Source organism: Halobaculum sp. XH14, from assembly GCF_032116555.1.
Classification (GTDB): Archaea; Halobacteriota; Halobacteria; order Halobacteriales; family Haloferacaceae; genus Halorarum; species Halorarum halobium.
Genome location: NZ_CP134949.1, coordinates 2,063,788 through 2,087,669, shown reverse-complemented (window position 1 = coordinate 2,087,669; position 23,882 = coordinate 2,063,788). Strand labels below are relative to the sequence as shown.

The window sequence follows — 23,882 nt, the reverse complement described above, 5'->3', positions numbered from 1 at the left end:
GGTGGCACGCACGGACCCCAACAGCCCATCAGCCCGCGCGGCGCGCGGCGTTCACGAGCGAACGAAGTGAGCGACTGAGGAGCACAGCAGGCGCACCGAGTCGGGCACCGCGGGAGCTTTCGAGGCGGTCCTCACGCGAATGCAGTTCCAACGTGGCCCGACCGTTCCGAACGACTCGAACGCCGATCACACCGATTCCCGGGGGACCACGCGCATCGGCAGGTTCGACTCCAGCAGCAGATCCTGGGCGACGCTCCCGAAGACGATCTTCGAGGTCGGGTTCCGCTTGCGAATCCCCATGACGAGTTCGTCCGCGTCGACCTTCTCCGCGTGTGCCAGCACGTCCTCGGCCGGCTCGTTCCCGCGGACGTACTGGTGGGTCTCGACGGTCACGTCGTCGCCGAGCTCGTCCACGACGGCCTCCAGGGCGTCCTCCCCGGCCCGCATCTCGTCGGCGGCCGTGGCACCCCCGCCCTCCTTCGAGTTCACCGCGTGAACTTCGTCGTCCGCGCGCAGGCGGTCCCGCAGGTACGAACAGACGACGGCGCTCGTCGAGACCGAGTCGGTGGCAAGCACGAACAGCATGGACGGAAGACGGCTCGCGGGGCCGATAACGGTACCGGCGGCTCGCGTCCGAAAGCGCCGACGCCCGCCCGAGCCCCGCCCAACAGGTCAGTGCACAAAGCATATACCCCGAGTTCGAGAAGCCGCTCCCGTGTCACGCGAGAGGTATCTGGCGGGATCTGCCGCCGTCCTGCTCGCGCTCGCCCTCCTCGGAGCCATGCTCGGACCGGGGGTCCTCGCCTCCCCCGCCGCTGACGACCCGATCCGGCCGGGCCCCGTCGGCGTCGAGGAAGTCGCCGTCGCACCGGGCGACGTGGGCGGCGCGACGGCGGAACTCCGCCTCCACGCACGCATCGACCACGACGGCAACCCGACCGGGAACGTCACCGTTCGGTTCCGGGCCTACGACGCCGAGTCGGGACTGCTCGCCGACGAGCAAACCGTCGAGATGAGCACCCTGCGGGGCGACGGCTCCGTGCCGGTGAACGCCAGCCTCCGCGTCGAACGCGAGGGCGGCTACCGGCTGGAGACCACGATCTTCCGGGACGGGGAACTCGTCGATCGGTCGACCACCGAGGTGCAGGGGATGCGGGCGCTCGTCCCGGCCTACGCCGAGACGGACGTCCGGTTCACCGAGAGCGACGTCGTTCCGCCGCTGGCCGTCTCGGTCGATTCCGCGACGGGCAACCGGACGACGCTCCGCGTCGCCGCCTCGCTGACGAACGCCGGCGACGAGGCGAGCGAGGACCTGCGCGTGGAGCTCATCCTCCGGCAGGCCGACTCGAACCTCGTCGCCGACCGGACGGAGATCGAGGTCGGCTCCATCCGCCCCGGTCGGACGGCCGACGAGGCGGCGACGCTGACGGTGCCGACCGAGTACAACTACTACGTCGACGCCGCGCTGTACAAGGACGGCGTCCTCGTCGACTCGGCCCGCTCGGTCGCCAACCTGGACCCGCGCGAGACCATCTCTGCCAACGAGACCGAGCGCGAGGTCGAGTTCCGCGTCGGCGACTTCGCCGACGACGGGGCCGGGGACCGCGTAACCGAACAGCCCGCCCGCGCGACCGCCACCCAGACGCCCGGCTTCACGGCCGGCCTGGCGGTGTTCGCGCTGCTGGCCGCCGCGCTGCTCGCACGGAGGAATCCCGATGACTGACACCCACTCATCCACCTCGACGGAACCGACGGAGAACCGCCCGACGGACGAGGACGACGAGGCGAGCGGCGGCCGCGACCTCCGGTACCTGCTCAACCGGCTCGCGCTGGCGGGGCTCGTCCTGCTCGCGCTCGTCGCCGGCCTCCGGTTCTACCTCGCCGCGTCGACCACCATCGACCGCTGGGTGGTCCGCGAGTACCGGTCGCTGTTCCACGCCGTGTTCAACCTCGCGCTGCTGCTGCTCGCGGGATACGGCATCTCGGTGCAGGTGCGCCGACTTCGGTGACCAGGAGGTCGGTCCCGGGCGCTACCGTCGGTCGCGCCAGTCCTCGCGGAGCAGCCCGTACCGGAGCACGTCGTGGTACTCGCCGCGGAACCACGCGGCCTCCCGCAGCGTGCCCTCGTGCTCGAACCCGAGCGACTCCAGCAGCGCGGCCGAGGCGTCGTTGAAGCTCCCGAGGCGGGCGCCGACGCGGCGCAGGTTCCGGTCCTCGAACGCGTACCGGACCATCCGGGCCGCCGCGTCGGAGCCGTAGCCCTGTCCGTGGCGCTCGGGAGCGAGCCAGTAGGCGAGTTCCGCCGAGCGCGACCGGGACGTCTCGTCCGGGCCGTACCGGCTCCCGGTCAGCGAAACGAAGCCCAGCGGCTCGTCGCCGTCACAGACGAGACACTGGACCCCGTCCTCGTCGGAGACGACCCGCTCGAGGAACTCGGTTCCTTGCTCGCGGTTCATCGGGTTCACGTCGAGCGCCGGTCGCCAGACGCGAGGGTCGTTCATGCACCGCCGGATGAACGCGAGGTCCTCCTCCTCGGCCGGGCGGAGGGTGACGCTGTCGCCCCGCAGGAAGACGGGTCCTGGCATGGCTCACCGCTGCCGGCGGGTCGGGAAAACGGTGGCGCTTCCGCGTGATTCGGTCCCACATCGGCCCGCTCCCGCTCGCTCCGGCCTCCCGGAGCGTGCGACGGGTACCACCGGTGTAGGCAGTCCGGCGAGGTCGAGCCGGACGAGGACGAATCGGCCGGTGAGAACTCAGGCGACGACGAGCCACGCGAGGAACACGACCAGTCCGCCAAGCAGCGTGCTCGCGACGGCGTGGGTGCGCATCCGGTCGAGCATCGCGTGGGCGTCGCCCTCGCGGGAGAGCGATTCGTGGACCTCGCTCCCGATCTCACACTCGGGGAGAAAGTCCATGGCGACGTGGAGGAACACCCCGGTCGCGAAGCCGAAGACGACCCCGCGGACGGGGGCCGACGCGGGCAACGCGAGAACCGAGGACGCGGCGGCGGCGACGCCGACGCCCGCCGCGGGGAGCAAGATCGCGCGCCAGTCGCCGCCCCGACGGGCGTAGCGGGTCACCGCGGCGTAGCCCGCCGGACCCTTGTGCGAGACGATCGCCAGGCCGAGCACGGGACCAAGCTCCGGCATGTTGCCGTAAACGATGCCGATGATCGCCCCGGCGGCCACGGCGTGGGCGGTCAGCTCCGCCATCGTCCGGTCGAGCGGGAGATCCATGTGCGCGAGCCGGTGGCCGAGCGTGTGCGCCCCGAAGCCGGCCAGCAGGCCGAGCGCGACGCCGAACCCCCCGTAGGTGAGATGCTGACCCATCGCCTGCGGGAGCAGGAACACCGCCGCGCTCGTCACCATCGCGCCGCTCGCAAGCCCGTACCCCCAGACGAGCGCGCCCGTGTTCCCCCCGGACGCGCGCGTGCCGAGCCAGCCCGCGAGCGCCATCCCGAGGAAGGCGACCCACGCGATGGCGAACAGTTTCTCGTGACCGGCGGCGAGCGTGAGCGCGGACGCACCGACCAGCGCGGCCGTGCTGAGCGCGCCGAGCAGTGCGGCCCGCCCGTGCCGTCTCCCCCCGTCGCCGTCGAGTGTGGCTCCCATCGATTAGCAAATCGGGATCTACAGTTAATAATGCCTGCGGTTCAGGGGGAGACCCGTCGGGACACCCACCCGGACGCCCCGCTCGGGAACGCCTCCGATTCCTCGCGCTCCTGCAGGTCGCCATCGCCGTCGGTCGCGCGCGCGATGACCTCGTGTGGCTCGCTCGCCTCGTACTCGTGGCGCCACATCCGCCAGGCGTCGGCCGCCTCGCCGTCGCCGACGGACGGGTCCGACGGCTCCGCGTCGGCAGCAACCGCGGCGGGGAGCGGGTCCGAGAGCACGGCCTCCGTCCAGGTGTCGCCGCCGTCGGTGGACACCTCGACGGCCGAGATTCCGCGGGTGCCCGCGTGGGCGTGGCCGCCGACCGTGACCGTTCCGCCGTCGACGTCGACGCCGTGGAGTTTCGCCACCGTGTTCACCGGGCCGGTGCCGTGCCAGCCCCGCTTCTCCCAGTAACCCGTCCGCTCCTCGCGGCCGAGTTCGATGTCGGTGATCCACTTCAGGTTGATCTCGCCCCAGTGGCCGGGGACGAGCAGTCGAACGGGGAAGCCGTGGCCCGTCGGGAGCGGCCGCCCGTTCGTCCCGTACGCGAGGAACGCGGATTCGAGCGCGTCGAGCGGGAACTCCTGATAGTAGTCGTCGTCGGCCCGGACGTACACACAGCAGGGCTCCTCGTCGGAAACGCCAAGTTCCTCGAGGAGGTCCATCACCGGGACGCCGGTCCACAGCGCCGTGTCGAGTTTGCTCCCGTTGAGCGAGTCGCCGACACACCGGAGCGAGACGAACCGGTGCCGTGCGGGCCGGTTCCGCAGGTCCGCCAGGTCGTACTCGCGTGACTCGCCCAGTTCGCCGCCGACCGAGAGGGTCCACGACTCCGGGTCGACGTCGGGGTCGGCCGAATTGACGTCGACCTCGTAGAACCGCTCGGAGACGAGCGGGTCGACGCCATCGAGCGGGAGCGACCGCTCCGCGGCGGTCGAGAGGAGCTCCCGAACGAGCGGGTCCTCCACCTCGCTGATCGTTCGTCCGTCCGCGCCGTCGGTGCCGCTCCCCATCGCTCGTCGGGCACCGAGCGCGCCGGCGAGCCCGACCGCTGCGGCCGCGGTGGCGACCGACCGGAGCAGGTCGCGCCGGGCGACGTCGACGTCGCCGCCGCTGCCCGGGCCGCCGAGTCCGACCACCGCCGCGCCGACCGCACCGCCGACGAGCGCGGGGACGGGGGCGACCGTGAGCGCGAACGCCGCAAGCGTCTCGACGACTCCGACCGCGAACACGACCTCGGCACGCTCCCGGCCGAGCGCGCCGGCCACCAGCGTCGCGGCGAGCGCCAGCCCGCCGAACAGCAGCAGCGACGCGAGCGCGGTGCCGACGACGAGCAGCGGCCGTGCCAGGTCGCCGAGCCGCTGGATGCCGAACGTGACGAACGCATCGGGCGCGAGGAAGAAGGCGGTCCGTGCGAGCGCGAGAACGACCCACCGCGGCGTGAACCCCGCGACGAGGAACGTGCCGGCGAGGACGCCGGCACCGGCCGCGAGCGATACCAGCAGTCGTCGGCCCGTCGGTCGGTTCATCGGGGACGCTTGGGCCCCATCTCTGAAAGGGCTACCGCGGATCCGCGTGGACCGAACACTGAAGCGATCTCGCCCGCATCGACAGGTATGAACGGGTCGGACGACGTCGAGACGCCGGACGACGTCGAGACGGTCCGAACGCGACCCTGTCCGTTCTGCGGCTCGTCGATGACCCACCGCCACTGCAAGTACGTCTGTCCCGAACACGGCGTCGTGATGGACTGTGCGGACACGTTCTTCCACCGCTAAGTCGGGCGTCGGGGGCCACGGCACCCGAATCGGCCACAAACTGTTATGGTCTCGCCGTCCCTTACGTCGTACACTTACTATGTGCGGAGGGACCCGCTGTCAGCCAGGCACCCGCCGACTCGCACAGTCATGGTAGCCGAGGACCCGGTCGCGCGGAGCAAGCGGATCCAGCAGCGCACCGGCAAGACGTTCCACTTTGCGACCCGCGTCCTGCCCGAGCGGGTCCGCCACCCGACGTACGTCATGTACGCGTTCTTCCGCGTCGCCGACGAGGTCGTCGACGCCGCCGAGACGGCCCCGCCGGCCGAGCAGCGCGCGGAACTCGACCGACTGCGCGACGCCGCGCTCGGCCGAACCGAGACCGACGACCCGGTGCTGGAGGCGTTTGCGGACATCCGCGAGACGTACGACATCGCCGAGTCGGACGTGGAGACGTTCATCGACGCGATGGCCTCGGACGTCTCCGTGGATCGGTACGAGACGTACGAGGAGCTGGAGGCGTACATGGACGGCTCGGCCTCCGCAGTCGGGCGAATGATGACGGCCGTGATGGAGCCGGACGACCCGGACGCGGCGCTCCCGCACGCGACTGCGCTCGGCGAGGCGTTCCAGCTCACGAACTTCCTTCGCGACGTCCGCGAGGACGTCCTCGAACGCGACAGGGTGTATCTCCCGCAGGAGACGCTGCGAACCCACGGCGTGACCGAGACGCAGCTCCGCCGGCTCGAGTTCGACGGGAACTTCGCCGCGGCGATCCGCCACGAACTCGGCCGCGCGGAGTCGCTGTACGAGGAGGGCGTGAAGGGGATCAAGTACCTCCCGCGGGACTGCCAGTTCGCCGTGCTGCTCGCGACGGTCCTGTACGCGGACCACCACCGGCTCATCCGCCGCCGCGAGTACGACACGCTCACCGCGACCCCGTCGCTGGGGACGCTCCGAAAGGTCTGGCTGTTCGCTCGCACCCGGCTGGCGTGGGCGCACACGAAGGACCCGGTCGCCGTCTTCCGGGCGGTGAGTGCGGTCGAGTATGACGGAACCGACAGGGAGCACACCAGGCTGGGCGGCTGTCTTCCGGTCCGCTGAATCCGGGACCGACGGGAACCGACGGTTCGACGCGCTCCACGGGTTTCAGCCCCGACGGTTCCCAGGACTCGTCGGGCCATTCTCACGACCCCTCGGAACCACTCTCACGACCCGTCGGGGTCACGGTCAGGGCCGGAGCAGCGACGCGTCGAAGCGGTCAGCGCGGACCAGCCCCACCCCGATCCCGGCGGCGACGAGCGCGGGCACGAGGTTGCCAAAGAGCGCGTTCACGCCGCCCCAGAGGATGACGAAGCTCACCATGTCGTCGAGCATGAACTCGCACTCGGCCAGCCGCCGGACCAGTGCCGCGCGGTCGAACGCGAGATCGAGCGTCACCACCGCGACGGTGGCCGAGAGCACCCATCCCGCGTAGTTGGAGAGCGGCACGCCGTAGAAGCCGCCGCCGGCGAGGACCGCGAGGGCTCCTTCGGTCGTGACGCCCTCGTAGTTCCAGAACCCCAGCGCGACCGCGCCGGGGTCGAGCACGACGTCGAGCAGCAGGACGAGCGCGACGACGGCGGCGAGCCGGAGCGGGCCACGCTCGGCCCGGTCGCCCAGAAGCAGGAGACAGAGCAGGTAGGCGTTCGCCACGAGCGGGAGGAAGAACACCGGAAGCCCCAGCGGCACGCCCGACACCATCGGCCCGAGCGAGACGCCGTACTCGAACGGGCCGTACGGCCAGCCGGTGTGGACGCCGACGTACTCGATGGCGTACGCGTACAGCGCGAGCAGGCCGATCCCCGTCGCCGCCCGCCGGTCGACCAGGGGCGCGAGGCCGGCGACGAGCGGCGAGCGCATCACGACCGTCCCGAGCAGGATGAGCGTCCCGGTGAACGCCAGCCAGTCGGGAACCGCCGCGACGGTGGCGCTCGCGAGCAGGAGGACGATCCCGTTCAGCGGGAAGAACACGGAGATGGTGAACCGGTTCTCCCTGACGAGCGCGTCCAGCCGGGACTCCAGTTCGGCCCTGTCGCCCGGCCACCAGTCCCGCACAGTCGACGCGGCGGTGCTCACGGCAACACCGCCCCCGGCGAGACGAGCCGCGAGAGCCCGCCCACGGTGAGCAGGAACCCGACGACGCCGTTGATCGCCGGGTACCACCAGTAAGCCCGCGCCACGTCGACGTTTGCCCGACGGATGCCGGCGACGAGAACCGGGTAGACCAGCAGCAGGCCGCCGAGCCGCGGGTCGACGAGCGCGAACGCGGCCGCGGCCAGCAGCCAGCAGGCGGCACAGTAGGCGAGCGTCCGTCCCTCGCCGAGCACCGTTGCGGTCGTCCGGATTCCGGCCTCGCGGTCGGGTTCGACGTCGGGAATCGCCGAGAACGTGTGCATCGCCATCGCCCAGAGCCACCCGCCGACCAGCGCCGCGAGCGGCGGGTGAGCGCCTGCGAGGGCCGCGTAGGCGGCGGCGCCCGGGAGCACGTACAGCCCGTTCGAGACGGAGTCGAGGGGCGGGGTCGTCTTGAACCTGAACGGCGGGGCGCTGTACTCGACGCCCAGCAGGAGGAACCCCGCGAGGTACGGCCAGGCGACCCGCGGCGTGGCGGGGAACGGCGCGAGGCCGAGCAGGAACGAGCCGACGACGACCGTCGGCACGAGTCGGCCGCCGCCGTAGCGCGCCTCCCGCCCCTCCTTCTTCGGGTTGTCGGCGTCGACCTCGCGGTCGAACACGTCGTTCACGCCGTACAGCAGCAGGTTCGCGGGGACGAGGAAGTAGGCGAACAGGAGCACCGATCCGGTCGTCACCAGGTCGTCGACGCTTCCCGCGCCGTAGGCGACGCCGACAAGCACGGGTCCCGCGAGGTAGAGCCAGAACCGGGGGCGTGAGAGGACGAGGAGGTACCGCAGTCGATTGCCGACCTCGTCCACGGTCGTCGGTGCGCTCATCCGGCGGTCACTCCCGCCCCACGACTTCGGCGGTGAGCAGGCCGCTGATGAGACACATCGGCACGCCGATGCCCGGGGTGGTGTACGAGCCGGTGAAGTAGAGCCCGTCGACCGCGGAAGAGCGGCGGTTCGGCCGGAACGGCGCGGTCTGTCTCAGGGTGTGGGCCATCCCGAGCGCGGTGCCACGCACCGAGTTGTAGCGGTCGGCGAAGTCGTCGACGCTGAACGACTCCTCGAAGACGATGCGGTCGCGGAGGTCGACGCCGGCGTTCTCGGCGACGTCGTCGAGTACGAGGCGCCGATAGCGCTCCCGCTGCTCGGGGGTGTCGTCCAGTCCGGCGGCGACGGGGACGAGCGCGAACAGGGCGCTGTGGCCCTCCGGGGCGACCGAATCGTCGGTCGCGGAGGGCGCACAGAGGTAGTAGGCGGGGTCGTCGGGCCACGCCGGGTCCTCGAAGATGTCCGCGAAGTGGTCGTCCCAGTCGGTCGGCAGGACGAGCGTGTGATGGGCCAGCGGGTCGAGGTCGCCCTCGACGCCCATGTACAGCAGGTACGCGGAGGGCGCGTACGTCCGTGACTCCCAGTAGTCGGCGTCGTACTGGCGTTTCTTCGGGGCGAGCAGGTCCTGCTCGGTGTGGGCGTAGTCGGCGTCCGAGACGACCCGGTCGGCGAGGAACGTTCGGCCGTCCTGCGTCGTGACCGCGAAGCCGCCGCGGGAGCCCCTGATCGAGTTCACGGGCGCGTCTGTGACGTACTCGACGCCGAGTTCGGTGCCGAGGTCGGCGATGCCGTCGACGACCGCGCCGATGCCGCCCTCGGGGTAGTAGACGCCGAGGTTGAAGTCGACGTGGCTCATCAGGTTGTAGAGCGCCGGCGTGTTGTGGGGCGACCCGCCGAGGAACACGAGCGTGTACTGCATCAACTGCTGGAGCTTGGGGTGCTCGAAGTACTCCTCGACGTGGCCCTGCATCGTCCCGAGCAGCGAGAGCCCCCGGGCATGGCGGAGCACGTCGAGGTCCACGAAGTCCCGCAGGCGGTCGCGGTGTTCGTACACGAAGTGCTCCATCCCCACCTCGTAGTTCTCCTTCGACTTTTCGAGGTAGCTCTCGAACGCCTCGCCGGCGCCCTCCTCGTAGGACTCGAACGTCTCGCGGTTCGTCTCGCGGTCGGGAACCATGTCGATCCGGTCGCCGTCCTTGAAGAAGATGCGGTAGTGGGGGTCGAGCCGCGCCAGTTCGTAGTAGTCCGCGGGCGTCCGGTCGAAGTGGCCGAAGAACGTCTCGAACACGTCGGGCATCAGGTACCACGACGGGCCCATGTCGAACCGGAACCCCTCGGCCTCCAGCACCGACGCTCGGCCGCCGAGCTGTTCGTTCTTCTCCAGGACGGTCACGTTCGCGCCGGCGTCCGCGAGGTAGCAGGCGGTCGAGAGGCCGCCGAAGCCGCCCCCGACCACGACCACGTCGTCCCCTGCGACGGACGAGAGGTCGCGTTGGTCTCGCATGAAACCGTCCTACGGAGCCGGGTTGTATAAAGGTGGGTAGCATGACGAGGTGGCGGGCGTAAGTCGACTGGTTCCCCAAAGGTAGCCGACGATCGGCTCGACCGGCTCGCAATCGAGAGAATCGTAGTGCAACCCGCGAAAGCCCCCGCGGGTCTCGACTCCCGCGCCTCGCTGCGCGCTTCGCGCTCCCTTCGGTCGCGCTGCAGTGCTTGCGTCGTCGGGGTTCGCCGAGACCCGTGGCCCCTTTCAGTCCCACCTGGACGGCACCGCACCTCGCCCGCCCCAGCCTCCTGCGCTCCTCGCCTTCGGCTGCGGTGCTCGTCCCTCGCACGAGCGGTCGCGCGTCAGCACGACCGCCGCGCGCCACGTGGCTCGTCCATCAGATGCGGTCGGCGCGTGCCGGCGGGCACGGAGGCCCGCCGGCACGCGCGCGAGGGATGAGTAAGGAAGGCGAGCGAAGCGAGCCGACCGAGCGAATCGGTTGGGGAGGCGTGTGGCTGTGCGGGGCGGTCGGGTGGGACTGAAAGGGGCCGCGGCGCTGGACGACGGCGCGACTGTCAAGCACCGCAGACGAGCGCAGCGAGCCGAGGAGCGCAACAGTCGCACCGAGTCGAGCGCCGCGGGGGCTTTCGAGGCGTGCGTCACGACAACAGAGAAGCCGCCAGACGAGAGCGCCACGGGAACTTTCGAGAAGGACTCACAACCGTCCAAACAGCTTTGTGACCGGTGATAAACCGAACCGATCAGAAAACCCGCTCCAATCGAACCCCTAGGAAGTAGTCGGGCTCATCTGGATGTTCAGCCCCTTCTGGATGATCTGCGTGAACGCCATCGAGCAGAGGAAGTACCAGATGATCCAGGTCGGCATGATGAGCAGGCTGTCCGTCCATGCCACCTCGCCCGCGAGCGGGAGGACCACGTTGGCGAACTCCGCCGTCGGGTCGCCGCTCGCGCCGCGGAAGCCGACCTTCCAGTAGAGCCAGAGGAAGAACGGAATGGTGAACACCATGATCCAGACCATCGGGCGGAACTGCTCCTTGAACATGCCGAGCTGGTCGCCCATCGCGTCCATCTGCTCCTCCTGGATGCGGTCGACCGCGTCGTCGTCACCGCGGCTGCGGGCGTCCTTCATCCGGCTCTGGATGTCCTGCATCCGCTCCTGGTAGGCCGCCATGCGGTCCATGTCCATCAGGTTCGCACGCAGGAGCGTCGAGTAGAGCCCCGTCAGCGTCGCGATGACCATGATGACCGCGTACAGCGGGAGCGATTCCTGGAGCGGCCCGAGGAGGACGTCCATGCCGCCCCCGATGATGTCCCTGACCGGCCCGTAGGAGTAGCCGATGAAGAACAGGACGGTGACGCCGGCCGCGCCCTTGTCCCACTTGCTCCAGGACGACCCCTCGGCGTCGGGGACCTCGGGGATGTCGGAGTCGCCGCCCTCGGATTCGAGCCCCGCCTCGATGGCCTCCCGGTCCGCGAGCGCGAAGCCCGCCTCGCCGTCCTCCAGGATGCCGCGTTCGATCAGCCGACCCCACTCGCCGCTGGAGATCTCATCGCGCACGTCCACCCACTGCACCTCCCCGTCCTCCGCGCGCTCGAGGACGAGTTCGATGGCCTCGCGCATCTCCGGGTCCTCCGCGAGGTCCCGGACGCGCGATTCGATACGTGCCATTGAGACCCGGTATGCGACCGGCACGTATGAAGGTTGTACTCTTCGACCGCGGACCGCGGGCGAACGTCGACGCCTCGATTCGGTTTAGGACTACCTAATAAACGACAGACTTTAGGACAACCTAAACGATTTCCGAGAACGACACATGGTTACCGAGACGACCGAATCGACGGAAGCGCCCGGCGGCGAGCGACCGGACGTCTGCGTCGTCGTCCCGACGATCCGCGAGTACGAGTGCATGCGAGCCTACTTCGAGAACGCCCGCGAGCACGGCTTCGACCTCGACCGCCTGCACGTCGTCCTCGTCACCGAGGACTTCTGTGACGTTGACGAGATGCGGGCGATGCTCCGGGAGGAAGGCGTCTCGGGCGCGGTGTTCGACGGCAACGGCCGCGAACAGTGGCTCGCCGACCACGACGTGGACGAGTTCGAGCACCTCGTCCCGGCCGCCAGCCACGCCCAGACCTCCTTCGGCCTGCTGTACCTCTGGGCGAACGAGTTCGACCTCGGCGTCTTCATCGACGACGACACGCTCCCCCACTCCGACCAGGACTTCTTCGGCGAGCACCTGGCGACCCTCGAGTACGAGGGCGAACTCACCGAGGTCCGCTCGGACGAGAACTGGGTCAACGTGCTCCACGAGAACGCCGACGAACACGGGCTCTACCCGCGCGGCTACCCCTACGCAGCGATGGACGAGACGGTCGAGACGGGCACAGCCCAGGTCGATAGCGTCGTCGCCTCGCAGGGCCTGTGGACCAACGTGCCCGACCTCGACGCGGTCCGCATCCTGATGGACGGCGACCTGCGGGGACAGGCCGAGACCAGGACGACCGCCGAGGACTTCGAGGCGGACTTCGTCGCCGCGCCGGGTCAGTACCTCACGGTCTGCTCGATGAACCTCGCGTTCCGCCGGGAGGTCGTCCCGGCGTTCTACCAGCTCCCGATGGACGACAACGAGTGGGACGTCGGCCGGTTCGACGACATCTGGTCGGGCGTGTTCCTCAAGCGCGCGGCGGACCTGCTCGGGGACGACGTCGTCACCGGCGGCCCGCTCTGTGAGCACAACAAGGCGCCGCGACCGACGTTCGACGACCTCAACGACGAGGTGCCGGGGCTCGAACTGAACGAGCACCTCTGGGAGATCGTCGACGACGTCTCCCCCGCGGGAGTCGACGCGAGCGAGGGACGGGCCGACGCTGTCGCCGACGCCGACGAGTACGCGGCCGTCTTCGATGCGATGGCCGACCGCCTGGCGACCGGCGACTGGAGCGAGTACGCCAACGGCGCGTTCCTGAACCACTGTGGCGAGTACATGCGCGACTGGCTCGACTGCCTGGACGCGCTCTCGACCGTCGAGCGGACGCGGGTGGTGACCGCCGATGACTGACCCCTCCGGCCGTGCGGACGGCAGCGAACCGCAGGAGTTAACGGCTTTAGGCGAACCAAATTCGACGATGACCGACACCGACGGATCACGGAGCAGGCGGCGCTTCCTCGCGGCGGTGGGGGCCGCCGGCACCGCGGGGCTGGCGGGCTGTCAGTTCGGCAGTTCGCGGACGCCCTCGCGGAACGTCGCCTTCTCGGACTTCCGCGGCTCCGGCCCGCTCGTCGAGTCGCGCCCGCCGCTGGAGGGAACGCGACTCTCCGACCTGCCGGAGCTGAGCGGCGAACTCGACATCTACCTCGGCGGGGGCGAGGGCGGCCTCTACCGCGACCTCGTGACGCTGCTGGAGAACATCTACCCAGACTTCACCGGGCGGATCCGCGGCTACGGCGCGGCGGAGGGCGCGAACACGATCATCACCGAGGGCGAGTCGACGCCCGCCGACGTGTTCTGGTCGGTCGACGCCGGCTCGCTCGGCGCGGTCGCCGACGAGGGCCTCACCGCGGAACTCCCCTCGGAGGTCGTCGAGCCCGTTCCGGAGACGTTCCACCCGAACGGCCAGTGGGTCGGCACGGCCGGCCGCGCACGCGCGGTGCCGTACAACACGGATGCGCTCTCGTCCGACGACATCCCGGAGACGGTCATGGACTTCCCGGGCGCGTCGCCGCTGCAGGACGCGATGGGCTGGGGGCCGACCTACGGCGCCTTCCAGGCGTTCGTCACCGCGATGCGGGTCATCGAGGGCGAGGAGCCGACGCGCGAGTGGCTGAACGGGATGCTCGACGCCGGGATCACGGAGTACCCGGACGAGTTCCTCGTCTCGAACGCGGTCGCGGAGGGCGAGATCGCCGCCGGCTTCGCGAACCACTACTACGCGCTCCGGGTGCGGGCGAGCAGGCCGGACGCACCGCTCGACCTCGCGTTCACGAGCGGCGACGCTGGCGCGCTCATCAACGTCGCCGGCGCCGCACAGCTCGCGCCGAGCGACAACGGTGACCTGGCGCAAACGTTCATCCGCCACCTGCTCTCGGCGGAGGCCCAGGAGTTCTTCGCCACACGGACGTACGGCTACCCGATGATTCCGGGGATCCCGCCGGTCGGCGGGCTCCCGACCATCGACGAACTGAACCCGCCGGACCTGGACCTGACCGAACTCTCGGACGTCCAGCCGACGCTGGAACTGCTCCGCGAGACCGGCGTGCTCTGATGGCCTCCGGGGGCGACGATGCGGCGGGGGTCGGGGGGACCCTGACCCGGCGAGCCCGGGAGGCTGCGGACGGCGACGCCGCCGGCCTCCTCCTCGCCGCCGCGGCCGTCGCGGTCGCGGCCGCCGTCGTCTCGCCGGTGCTCTGGCTCGTTCTCAGGGCCGCCGACGTGGGGCTCGTCGAGGCCGTCGGTCTGGCGACGTCACCCACCGCGGTCGAGGTGCTGGTGAACAGCCTGCTGGTCGTCGCGCTCGTCACCGGCGGGTCGCTCGCGCTGGGGGTCCCGCTGGCGGTCCTCACGGTCCAGACTGACCTGCCGTTCGGCCGGTTCTGGACCGTCGTCGCCGCGCTCCCCCTCGTCGTGCCGAGCTACCTCGGAGCGTTCGCGTACGTCTCGGCGTTCGGCCCGCGCGGGGCGCTCGCGGACCTGCTCGCGCCGCTGGGCGTCCGGATTCCGACCATCTACGGGCTCGAGGGAGCGGTGCTGGTCCTCACGCTGTTCGTCTACCCCTACGTGTTCCTCACGACGCGGGCGTCGCTGCTGTCGTTCGACACGACGCAACTCGAGGCGGCACGGACGCTGAACCACCGCTACCGCTCGGCGTTCCGTCGCGTGGTGTTGCCACAGATCGCCCCGGGAGTGACCGCGGGGGCGCTGCTGGTCGCGCTGTACGCGCTCTCGGACTTCGGGACGCCGGCGATCATGCAGTACGACGTGTTCACGCGCGTCATCTACGTCGAACTCGGCGCGTTCGGGCAGGCGCGGGCGACGGTGCTCGCGCTGGAACTGCTCTGTGTCACCGCGTTCGTCCTCGCGCTCGAATCCCGGATCGGCCCCGAGGAGTCCGACGGCTACGGGTCGGCCGCGTCGTCCTCGACTGTCATCGAACTGGGTCGGCTCCGCTGGCCCGCGATGCTGTTCCCCGCGACGGTTGCGACCTTCACGCTCGCGCTCCCGGTCGGCATCCTGGCGATGTGGCTGCTCCGGAGCGGCCCGGGCTACGCCGGCGGCGGCATCGCGTTCGACTGGGCGTTCGGGCTGAACTCGGTGTCGGCGTCGCTGCTCGCGGCCCTCGTGACCGTGGTGCTGGCGCTGCCGATCGCCTACTACGCCGGACGCTCGGACTCGCTCGCCGCACGGCTCTCGGAGCGCTCGACGTACGTCGGTTACGCGATGCCGGGCGTCGTGCTCGCGCTCGCGCTGGTGTTTTTCGGAACCAGCTACGCGCCGGGGCTCTACCAGACGCTCCCGCTGCTCGTGTTCGCGTACGTCGTCCGCTTTCTCCCGCAGGCGGTCGGCACCACCCGCTCGTCGGTGCTCGGCGTCGACGGGGACCTTCTGGGTGCGGCGCGGACGCTCGGCGAGCCGCCGCGCGGCGCGTTCCGCCGCGTGACGCTGCCGCTGATCACGCCGGGGCTCGTCGCGGGGGCCGCGCTGGTGTTTCTCACCACGATGAAGGAGCTGCCGGCGACGCTCATCCTCCATCCGACAGGATTTACAACGCTCGTGACGTACATCTGGCGAGTTCAGGAGGCCGGCTACTACGGCCGGGCCGCGCTGCCGGCGCTCGTGCTGGTGGCCGTCTCCGGCCTGTCGATGGTGCTCCTGTTGCGCCAGGAGGGGACCGATGGCTGAAAGGACGCTCGACGAGGTGACGGCGGGCGGGACGACGGGGACCAGCGATGGCCACGACGACGCGGACGCCGGATCGGGCGAGGGACCACCCGCCGGCGCCGCGGGCGGCTCGGAAACGGCCGAGGACCCCCCGCGGGGACCGTACGACGACGCCGAGCCGGTGCTCCGGCTGGAGGGCGTCCGGAAGGAGTACGGCACGGAGACGGCCGTCGACGGGCTGAACCTGACCGTCAGGGACGGCGAACTGCTCACCCTGCTGGGGCCGTCCGGCTGCGGAAAGACGACGACGCTCCGCATGATCGCCGGGCTGGCGGCCCCGACCGACGGCGTGGTCGTCGTGGCCGACGAGACGGTCGCGGGCGAGGGCGTCGTGACCGACCCCGAGGACCGCGACGTCGGCATGGTGTTCCAGGAGTTCGCGCTGTTCCCCCACCTCTCGGTCGCCGAGAACGTCGCCTTCGGCCTGCAGGACGCCGACGACGGCGAGACCGAAGCGCGGGTCGCCGATCTGCTCGAGCTCGTCGGCCTGACCGAGTACGCGGACCAGTCGCCCGACACGCTCTCGGGCGGCCAGCGCCAGCGCGTCGCGCTGGCGCGCTCGCTCGCGCCCGAACCCGACGTGCTGCTGCTCGACGAGCCGTTCTCCAACCTCGACGTGCGGCTCAGGGTGCGGATGCGCGAGGACGTGCGACGGATCCTGAAGGAGGCGGGCGTCACGGCCGTCTCGGTGACCCACGACCAGGAGGAGGCGCTGAGCATCTCCGACCGCGTCGCCGTCATGCACGACGGGACGCTCCAGCAGGTTGGGCGGCCCGAAGCCGTGTTCGAACACCCCGAGTCGCGGTTCGTCGCGGAGTTCATCGGTCAGGCCAGCTTCCTGCCCGGCCGCTTCGAGGGCGGAAGCGTCGAGACCGCGCTGGGCACGCTCGACGAGGAGCTGCTTCAGGGACTCACCCCCGACTACGACGGGGCCGACGTCGACGTGCTCGTTCGTCCCGACGACCTCGAGGCGGTCCCGGCCGGGGGCGACGGCGACGGCGTCATCGTCGGCCGGACGTACACGGGCCCGTCGTTCGTCTACGACGTCGAACTCGACGGCGGTCGGGTCGTCAGGTGTGAACACAACCACGCGACCGAGTTCGCGTTGGACCGGCGGGTGACCGTCGAGCTCGTGGCCGATCACACGCTCGCCTGGTATCCGGCCGCCGACGGCGTTGCGGAATGACGGGTGGCTTCGTGTACGCGGTCCGACGGCGCCTCCGAACGGCGCGCCGCCGGGCGGTGGAGGGGGCGACGCGGGCCGACGCGGTCGCCGTTCTCCTGATGGTTGCCGGGGCACTGGTCGCCGCGCTCGTCGCGACCGGCCTGTTTCCGTACCACTCGTCGAACCACGACGAGGCCGTCTACCTCCAGCAGGCGGCGATGCTGCTCGAGGGGCAACTCGTCCTCGACCCGCCGGTCGTCGACCCGTTCCGGCCGTGGTTCTTCGTCGAGACCGACGCGGCGACGCTGTACCCGAAGTACGCGCCAGTCCCGGCCGCGATGTTCGCCGGCGGCACGCTGCTCGGCGGGCCGCAGGTCGCGCTCGTCGGCATCGCCGCGGCGGTCGTCGGCCTGACCCACCTGACGGTGCGGGAGGCGTTCGACGCCCGCCACGGGGTCCTCGCGGCCGCGTTCGTTCTGGCCTCCCCGCTGTTCGTCGTCCAGTCGGGCGTGTTCCTCCCGTACGCCGCGACGACGCTCTGGAACCTGCTGTTCGCGTTGGCGTACCTCCGGGCCGACCGAACCGGGAGCGCGTGGTGGGCCGCGCTCGCCGGCGTCGCCGTCGGCGTCGCGTTCTTCTCCCGGCCGTACACGGCGACGCTGTTCGCCGCGCCGTTCGTCGCCCACGCCGGGTGGCGCATCCTCGGTTCGGGGTCGACGGTTCGGGGCCTCGCCGCGGACGGGTTCGACCGCGGGGAGTTCGTCAGCGAACTCGACCGGGGCGCGCTCTCCCGGAACCTCGTCACCGCGGCGCTCGGCTGTGGCGGCGTCGCGGCCGCGCTCGCGTACAACGCCGTCCTCACGGGCGACCCGCTGGTGTTCCCGTACGTCGCGTTCGCTCCCGCGGACGGCCTGGGCTTCGGGCACCGAGAGATCCTCGGCCACGAGGTTCAGTACACGCCGGAACTCGCGCTGGAGGCGAACGCGCGCGTGCTCGCCGCGTTCCTCACCGACTGGGTCGCCGGGGGTCGTGCGGGAACGCTGCTCGCCGCGATCGGACTGGGTCTGTTCGGCGCGCGTGCGGTCGGCTCCGCCGCCGGCAGTGACCTGGGTGCCCGGATCGCAGGCGGAACCGGCATCGACCGCGTCGATTCTCGACAGGTCGCGCTCGCGGGGCTCGCCGTCTCCGTCCCGCTCGGAAACGTCTTCTTCTGGGGGAACTTCAACGTCCTCGGGAACCTGACCGCGCCGGGCGACGGGCTGATCGCGGGGCTCGGACCGTACTACCACTTCGACCTGCTCGTCCCGACCGGGCTGTTCGCCGCCCACGCGCTGGTCATCCTCGGTCGACGGCTCCCGGGGTACGTGCGCGACCGGGCGTCCTCCGAGTCGCGCGCGGCCGCCGTCCTCGCCGCCGTCACGGTGCTCAGCGCGGCGGCGTTCGCGGTTCCGGCGGCGACGGCCCTGGGCGGGCCGATCGACCGCAACGCCGAGGTCACCGCCGCCTACGAGGAGGCGTACGAACCGTTCGTGGACCGGTCGTTCGAGGACGCGCTCGTGTTCCTCCCCACCCCCTACGGCGACTGGCTCAACCACCCGTTCCAGGCGCTGCGGAACGACCCCGACTACGACGGCGACGCGGTGTACGCGCTCCGGGAGAAGCAGTTCGCCGTCGTCGATGCCTTCCCGGAGCGGACCGTGCATCGGTACACCTACCGCGGCGACTGGGCCCCGACCGCCGGCGTGACCGTCGAGCCGCGCATCCAGCGGGTCCGGCACGTCTCGGGCGGGAAAGTTCGGCTCAACGCGACGCTCGGGGTCCCGGCGAACGCGCAGTCGGTGTCGCTCCGGCTCCGGAGCGAGGAAGGGAGCGCGCTGTACGCGGCGAACTGCACGCCGTCCTCGCTCCCGCTGTCGCTGACGGTCGCCGCGGGGCGCGCGACCGTGGACGGGGCGGTCGCCCCCGTCGGTAACGACACCGCAGTTCCGGTCACCGGCCGCGAGACGCTCGAACTCGTGGTGTACGTCAGCACGGGCGGGACTGGCGCGTTCAGCTACCGGCTCGACGTGCCCGTCCTCCTCGACGACGAGGAGGTCCGGGCGCTGACGCCGTACGCGGAGGTCTGCACCACGCCGCGACTCTGTGGCGGCGAGGCGGCCTACGTCCCCGAGGCGGCGGCCGACGGCGTCTCCGTCGAACTTGCCCTGTCCGCGTCGAACGGGACGACGATCGACGGGACGGCGCCGAACGGGACGGCCTCGAACTCCGCTGCGTCGGACCCGACGGCGTCGGACCGGACGGCCCCGGACCGGACCGGCTGACGGGCCCGCCGACCGGCGCCGCCCTCGTCCGGATGACAAGCCATTTGTTTAGGCTACCCTAACCCGTCGGCCATGCAGCTGAGCCGTCGTGACGCGCTCGCGGCGCTGGCCGCCGGTGGTGCGGCGGTCGCCGGGGGCTGTGCGGGGCTCGAGTGGGGAGACGGCGAGGCGACGGAGGGACGGTTCACGCCCGCGGAGCGGGAGGCGCTCGTGGCGGTCGCACGCACGGTCTACCCGAGTACGGTATCGGGGGTGCCCGAGTTCGTGGAGACGTACTGCGTCGGCAGGGTCCGGGACCGACCGAACCACCGCGAGGGCGTCGCCGACGCGGTCGAGACGCTGGACGAGTACGCCGAGGCGTGGCGCGACGCGCGCTTCGCCGACCTCGACCCGGCGGCCCGCGACGCCCACCTCCGAGAGATGGCCGTCGACACGGCCGACCCGGTTCCGGACGGCGACGACCCCGAACGCGTCCGGCACTTCCTCGTCAACGAACTGCTGTACGCGCTCTACACCACGCCGACCGGCGGCGAGCTCGTCGGTATCGAGAACCCGCAGGGGTTCCCCGGCGGGACGGTGAGCTACCGGCAACCGCCGACGAACGGGGACGCCGCCGCCGACACCGGCGGTGGGACCGACGACACGACCGGATCGGACCCCGGCACGAGGACGCCCGCGGGGACCGACGATGCGTGAGTCAACGGACGGTGACGACCCGGCCGCGTCCGCCGACGCCGACCGGACGCCGAGCGGGCGCGTGGACGTCTGCGTCGTCGGCAGCGGCCCCGCGGGCGCGCTCGTCGCACACCGGCTCACCGGGGCGGGCCACGACGTCGTCGTGCTCGAGGCCGGCGAACGATTCGATGGCGACAGAACCGAGCGGATGGAGCGCGACATCAGGCCGGCGTACGGACCCGACTCCGTCTGGGAGATGGGCGGCGAGCGCGACGCGTACACGACCGGCGGGGACCGGCACTACCCGCTGAACGCCGCCCGGGTGAAGGGCGTCGGCGGGTCGACGCTCCACTGGCAGGGGATGGTGATGCGGCTCCACGAGTCGGACTTCAGACGGCGGACGCGCGACGGCGTCGCCGCCGACTGGCCCATCGACTACGAGGACCTGCGGCCGTACTACGCGGCCGCGGAGGGGGCGCTCGGCGTCTCGGGCGCGGCCGACAACCCGTTCGCGCCGCCGCGCGAGGAGCCGTACGACCTGCCCGCGTTCCCGCCGTCCTACAGCGACTCGCTGTTCGCCGAGGCGTGCGAGCGGCTGGGGGTGGCGACACACTCGGTGCCGAACGCCCGGCTCTCCGAGTCGCGGGGGGACGACTCGGCCTGCGTCGGCTACGGAACCTGCAAACCGGTCTGTCCCTCGGGGGCGAAGTACAGCGCCGAGCGCCACGTCGAGCGGGCGGAGGAGGCCGGCGCGCGGTTGCTGACCCGGGTGCCCGTCCAGCGGCTCGAACACGACGAGTCCGGCGACCGCGTCGAAGCGGCGGTGTACGCGACGCCGGACGGGACGGAGCATCGGCAGGAGGCCCGCCAGTTCGTCGTCGCCTGCGGCGGGGTGGAGACGGCGCGACTGCTGTTGCTCTCGGAGTCGGCCCGGCATCCGGACGGCCTGGCGAACTCCTCGGGGCTGGTCGGCCGCTACTTCATGGACCACCTGTTCGCGGGCGCCGGCGGGGTGCTCGACGAGCCGACCCGGCAGAACCACGTCGGCTTTCTCACCAGCGAGTCCCACCAGTTCTACGACCGACCGGGGGCCGGCGCGTCCGGGACGGCCGGCTCGATTCCACCCGCCGACGGTGATCTGGGCCCCATCAAGCTGGAGTTCCTGAACTACGCCGGCCCCTCGCCCGTCGAGATGGCGCTCTCGGCCGAGGAGTGGGGCGACGACCTGCTGGGGACCCTCCGCGATTCGTACGGCACCCACGTCGCCATGGGCGGGCTGGTCGGACAGCTTCCGCGCGCGGAGAACCGGATCGAGCTCGACCCCTCGCGGACCGACGACCACGGCAACCCGGTGCCGAAGATACGCTGGTCGCTCGACGACCGAACGAGGCGGACGCTCGAACGGGCCAACGAGATCCAGCACGCCGTCCTGTCGGAACTCGGGGTCGACGTCCGGTGGACCGTCGGCCCCGACAGCACCGGTCCCGCGTTCCACCACATGGGGACGACGCGGATGGGAACCGACCCCGACGGGAGCGTGGTGACGCCGCGGCTCAGGACTCACGACCTGGAGAACTGCTGGCTCCCGTCCTCGGGCGCGTTCGTCACGAGCGGCGCGATGAACCCGACGCTCACCATCGCGGCGCTGGCGCTCCGGGTCGCGGACGATCTGGACGCGGAACTGTCGTAGAACGAAGCTGGTTCCCCCGGGCTGCCGACTCAGAACCGTCGGAGTCGCTCCTCGAGACACACCGTCAGGATGGACTTCCCGATGGCCGCGCCGCCGGCGAACGGATCCAGTTTCGTCTCGCCGCGGCGCTCGTCGTAGGGGATCGGTCGCTCGGTCACCTCGTAGCCGCGCATCAGCGGCCGGACGAGCAGTTCCGCCGAGAGCCCCGTGTTCTCGGTCCAGTCGATGGCCTCGATCACCTCGCGGCGGTAGGCTCGCATGCCGGTGGTGGTGTCGTGGACGCGCTCGCCGGCGAGGACGCTCGCCAGCGCGGCGAACGCGTGGTTGCCGAGCCGGTTCAGCGCCGGCATCTCGGCTGCCCCCCAGTAGAGGCGGTCGCCGCTGACGACGTCCGCTCCGTCGTTGATCGCGGCGAGGAACGACGGAAGTTCCTCCATCGGGTACGTGTCGTCGCAGTCGGTGGTGACGACGACCGGTCGCTCGGCGGCCGAGAGCGCCGCCTCGACCGCGACGCCGTAGCCCCGCGGCTCCTGCTCGATGACCCGTGCGCCGTGCTCGCGGGCGATGTCGGGCGTCCGGTCGTCGGAGCCGTCGACGCAGACGACCTCGGCCCGGCCGTCGGTGACGGCGTCGACGTCGTCCAGCACGTGCTCGATGGCCGCCTCCTCGTTGTAGGTGCCCATGACCACGCTCAGGTCGTCGAACGTGTACTCGTCGCCGCCGGTCGCCCCGTCGACTCGGGGCGTTCCCTCGACGGGACCGGTCGCGTCGACGTCGTCTCCGTGTCCGGCCCCGGTCCGGGAACCGGCCTCGGTTGCCGCGTTCGTGTTCATACCTGCCGGTAGGTGGCCCCGTACTTGATAGTTTAGGTTTGCCAAAAACGGCCTGGGTCAGCCCTCGATCACGTCGCGGATGCGATCGAACACCTCGTCGGGCGAGCCTTCGCCGTCGACCTCGACGAGCGAGCCCTTCTCCCGGTAGTGCTCCACGACCGGTTCGGTGTTCTCGCGGTAGACGCGCAGGCGCTCGCGGACGGTGTCCTCGGTGTCGTCCTCGCGCTGGACGAGTTCGCCGCCACACTCGTCACAGACGCCCTCCTCCTCGGGCGGGTCGAAGCGGACGTGGTAGGTCGCGCCGCAGTCGTCACAGACGCGACGACCCGTGAGCCGATCCACGAGCTCCTCCCCGGGAACGTCGAGGAAGACGACGACGTCGAGGTCGGTCTGCTCGGAGAGGTACTCCGCCTGCTCGATGTTCCGGGGGTAGCCGTCGAGGACGAAGCCGTCTGCGTCCTCGAGGGCCGTCACGACGATCTCGTTGACCACCGGATCGGGGACGAGTTCGCCGGCGTCCATGTACTCGCCGGGCGTGCCGTACTCCGTCTCCATCTCCTTGTTCGCCCGGAGCGCGTCGCCGGTCGTGATGTGATCGAGGTCGTACTCGTCCGTGAGGCGCGTGCTCTGGGTCCCCTTGCCGGCACCCGGCGGGCCCAGCAACAGGATTCGGTGATCGCTCATGGACACAGCGTCCGCCGCCACGGTAAAAGGCGTGCTGAATCCCGCCCGGCTTGCCCGGACGGAGCGGCGGAACGGCGGGGCGATGGTCCGACCGCCGCCCCGCGGAGCGTCCGGTTTTTACCCCGCTTCACCGTACGTCGAGCCATGACTCGCTTCGACGCGGACGACCCGACCGACAGGCGAAAGCTGTTCGCGGACGCCGTGACCGCCCACCGGACGCGCGGCAGCGCGTTCCTCACGGTCGAGGTGCGGGAACCCGAACAGGTGGCCGGGTTCGAGGCCGACGCGGCGGGTGAGGACGGTGAAGCGAGCGGCGACGACGGAGCCGGGTCCGAGGACGCCGACGGGGAGCCACGCGTCCCGCCGTGGATCCAGTTCGCCGAGCAGACGTTCAACCTCGACTGCACCGACGCGGAACTGGAGCGGCTGAACGACCTGCTCGACGCGTATCCCGAGTTCCGGATCGACGAACTGGAGTCGCCCCAGGAGGCCGAGGGGACGAACGTTCGCGTCTCGGCGCGCTCGGATGCAAACCGGCTCGCCGACTTCCTCGACCGGGCGTTCCGCGAGGTGTACGAGCGGCCGGCGGACTACCGGGCGTGGGTCGTGCAGGTCTGAGCCGGGTTGGCCGGCGTCGGCCTCGACTCCTGGCAGCCGCGCGCGGCCGG

General features: G+C 71.0%; 22 protein-coding genes. 12 read left to right on the top strand and 10 right to left on the bottom strand.

Annotated features, from left to right (window positions below):
- Positions 1-186 precede the first annotated feature (186 nt).
- Entirely contained in the window at positions 187-585 is a 399-nt protein-coding gene (locus RJT50_RS10655) for a universal stress protein (RefSeq protein ID WP_313691296.1), read from the bottom strand.
- Between the two features lie 130 nt (positions 586-715).
- Between RJT50_RS10655 and RJT50_RS10650 the strand changes: the two genes are divergently transcribed.
- Complete coding sequence (locus RJT50_RS10650) at positions 716-1,723, top strand: DUF7490 domain-containing protein (protein ID WP_313691294.1); 1,008 nt, start codon at positions 716-718, stop codon at positions 1,721-1,723.
- A complete protein-coding gene (locus tag RJT50_RS10645; protein WP_313691292.1) occupies positions 1,716-2,009 on the top strand; it encodes a DUF8060 family membrane protein in 294 nt (97 codons plus the stop codon). The genes RJT50_RS10650 and RJT50_RS10645 overlap by 8 nt, the downstream gene beginning before the upstream one ends.
- Positions 2,010-2,030: 21 nt before the next feature.
- Here RJT50_RS10645 and RJT50_RS10640 read toward each other — a convergent pair whose 3' ends face one another.
- The 3 genes from RJT50_RS10640 to RJT50_RS10630 form a co-directional block, all read right to left on the bottom strand.
- The gene (locus RJT50_RS10640) at positions 2,031-2,585 is read right to left on the bottom strand and encodes a GNAT family N-acetyltransferase (RefSeq protein ID WP_313691291.1); all 555 of its coding nucleotides are present in this window, start codon (positions 2,583-2,585) and stop codon (positions 2,031-2,033) included.
- A 168-nt stretch (positions 2,586-2,753) separates the two neighbouring features.
- Positions 2,754-3,611 (bottom strand): ZIP family metal transporter, encoded by an 858-nt coding sequence (locus RJT50_RS10635; protein WP_313691290.1) that lies wholly within the window; start codon positions 3,609-3,611, stop codon positions 2,754-2,756.
- Between the two features lie 41 nt (positions 3,612-3,652).
- Positions 3,653-5,182, bottom strand: coding sequence for a molybdopterin-dependent oxidoreductase (locus tag RJT50_RS10630; RefSeq protein ID WP_313691288.1), 1,530 nt, complete (start codon positions 5,180-5,182; stop codon positions 3,653-3,655).
- 87 nt (positions 5,183-5,269) lie between these two features.
- Between RJT50_RS10630 and RJT50_RS10625 the strand changes: the two genes are divergently transcribed.
- Together RJT50_RS10625 and RJT50_RS10620 are read left to right on the top strand one after the other, a co-directional pair.
- Positions 5,270-5,431, top strand: a complete 162-nt coding sequence (locus RJT50_RS10625; RefSeq protein ID WP_313691287.1) for an HVO_2523 family zinc finger protein — start codon at positions 5,270-5,272, stop codon at positions 5,429-5,431.
- Between the two features lie 129 nt (positions 5,432-5,560).
- Complete coding sequence (locus RJT50_RS10620) at positions 5,561-6,514, top strand: phytoene/squalene synthase family protein (protein WP_313691285.1); 954 nt, start codon at positions 5,561-5,563, stop codon at positions 6,512-6,514.
- A gap of 126 nt (positions 6,515-6,640) precedes the next feature.
- Here the strand turns inward: RJT50_RS10620 and cruF are convergent, their stop codons facing one another.
- The 4 genes from cruF to RJT50_RS10600 all read right to left on the bottom strand — a co-directional run bounded on the left by cruF (position 6,641) and on the right by RJT50_RS10600 (position 11,579).
- Positions 6,641-7,528 (bottom strand): bisanhydrobacterioruberin hydratase, encoded by an 888-nt coding sequence (cruF, locus tag RJT50_RS10615; protein ID WP_425499671.1) that lies wholly within the window; start codon positions 7,526-7,528, stop codon positions 6,641-6,643.
- The gene (locus tag RJT50_RS10610; protein WP_313691284.1) at positions 7,525-8,403 is read right to left on the bottom strand and encodes a prenyltransferase; all 879 of its coding nucleotides are present in this window, start codon (positions 8,401-8,403) and stop codon (positions 7,525-7,527) included. The genes cruF and RJT50_RS10610 overlap by 4 nt, the downstream gene beginning before the upstream one ends.
- Before the next feature lie 7 nt (positions 8,404-8,410).
- Positions 8,411-9,907 carry a phytoene desaturase family protein gene (locus tag RJT50_RS10605; RefSeq protein WP_313691283.1) on the bottom strand — a complete coding sequence of 499 codons (1,497 nt, stop codon included), beginning with the start codon at positions 9,905-9,907 and terminating at the stop codon, positions 8,411-8,413.
- Between the two features lie 769 nt (positions 9,908-10,676).
- Positions 10,677-11,579: a DUF106 domain-containing protein gene (locus RJT50_RS10600; RefSeq protein WP_313691282.1), complete on the bottom strand. Its 903-nt coding sequence runs from the start codon at positions 11,577-11,579 to the stop codon at positions 10,677-10,679.
- Between the two features lie 145 nt (positions 11,580-11,724).
- Between RJT50_RS10600 and RJT50_RS10595 the strand changes: the two genes are divergently transcribed.
- The 7 genes from RJT50_RS10595 to RJT50_RS10565 all read left to right on the top strand — a co-directional run bounded on the left by RJT50_RS10595 (position 11,725) and on the right by RJT50_RS10565 (position 21,697).
- Positions 11,725-12,969, top strand: a complete 1,245-nt coding sequence (locus tag RJT50_RS10595) for an alpha-1 4-glucan-protein synthase (protein WP_313691281.1) — start codon at positions 11,725-11,727, stop codon at positions 12,967-12,969.
- A 67-nt stretch (positions 12,970-13,036) separates the two neighbouring features.
- Complete coding sequence (locus RJT50_RS10590) at positions 13,037-14,173, top strand: extracellular solute-binding protein (RefSeq protein ID WP_313691280.1); 1,137 nt, start codon at positions 13,037-13,039, stop codon at positions 14,171-14,173.
- Entirely contained in the window at positions 14,173-15,807 is a 1,635-nt protein-coding gene (locus tag RJT50_RS10585) for an ABC transporter permease (protein WP_313691279.1), read from the top strand. The genes RJT50_RS10590 and RJT50_RS10585 overlap by 1 nt, the downstream gene beginning before the upstream one ends.
- Complete coding sequence (locus RJT50_RS10580) at positions 15,800-17,032, top strand: ABC transporter ATP-binding protein (RefSeq protein ID WP_313691278.1); 1,233 nt, start codon at positions 15,800-15,802, stop codon at positions 17,030-17,032. Before RJT50_RS10585 ends, RJT50_RS10580 begins: the two co-directional genes overlap by 8 nt.
- On the top strand, positions 17,029-19,332 hold the full coding sequence (locus RJT50_RS10575; protein WP_313691277.1) for a DUF7846 domain-containing protein: 2,304 nt from the start codon (positions 17,029-17,031) through the stop codon (positions 19,330-19,332). Before RJT50_RS10580 ends, RJT50_RS10575 begins: the two co-directional genes overlap by 4 nt.
- A 72-nt stretch (positions 19,333-19,404) precedes the next feature.
- Positions 19,405-20,028, top strand: coding sequence for a gluconate 2-dehydrogenase subunit 3 family protein (locus RJT50_RS10570; protein ID WP_313691276.1), 624 nt, complete (start codon positions 19,405-19,407; stop codon positions 20,026-20,028).
- Positions 20,021-21,697, top strand: coding sequence for a GMC family oxidoreductase (locus RJT50_RS10565; RefSeq protein ID WP_313691275.1), 1,677 nt, complete (start codon positions 20,021-20,023; stop codon positions 21,695-21,697). Before RJT50_RS10570 ends, RJT50_RS10565 begins: the two co-directional genes overlap by 8 nt.
- 29 nt (positions 21,698-21,726) lie before the next feature.
- On the opposite strand, the gene RJT50_RS10560 is transcribed toward RJT50_RS10565, so the two are convergent.
- The gene (locus RJT50_RS10560; RefSeq protein ID WP_425499727.1) at positions 21,727-22,380 is read right to left on the bottom strand and encodes a dolichyl-phosphate hexose transferase; all 654 of its coding nucleotides are present in this window, start codon (positions 22,378-22,380) and stop codon (positions 21,727-21,729) included.
- 207 nt (positions 22,381-22,587) lie between these two features.
- Complete coding sequence (locus RJT50_RS10555; RefSeq protein ID WP_313691271.1) at positions 22,588-23,214, bottom strand: adenylate kinase; 627 nt, start codon at positions 23,212-23,214, stop codon at positions 22,588-22,590.
- 144 nt (positions 23,215-23,358) lie between these two features.
- Between RJT50_RS10555 and RJT50_RS10550 the strand changes: the two genes are divergently transcribed.
- Complete coding sequence (locus RJT50_RS10550; protein WP_313691270.1) at positions 23,359-23,832, top strand: DUF7975 family protein; 474 nt, start codon at positions 23,359-23,361, stop codon at positions 23,830-23,832.
- The last annotated feature ends 50 nt before the right edge of the window (positions 23,833-23,882 follow it).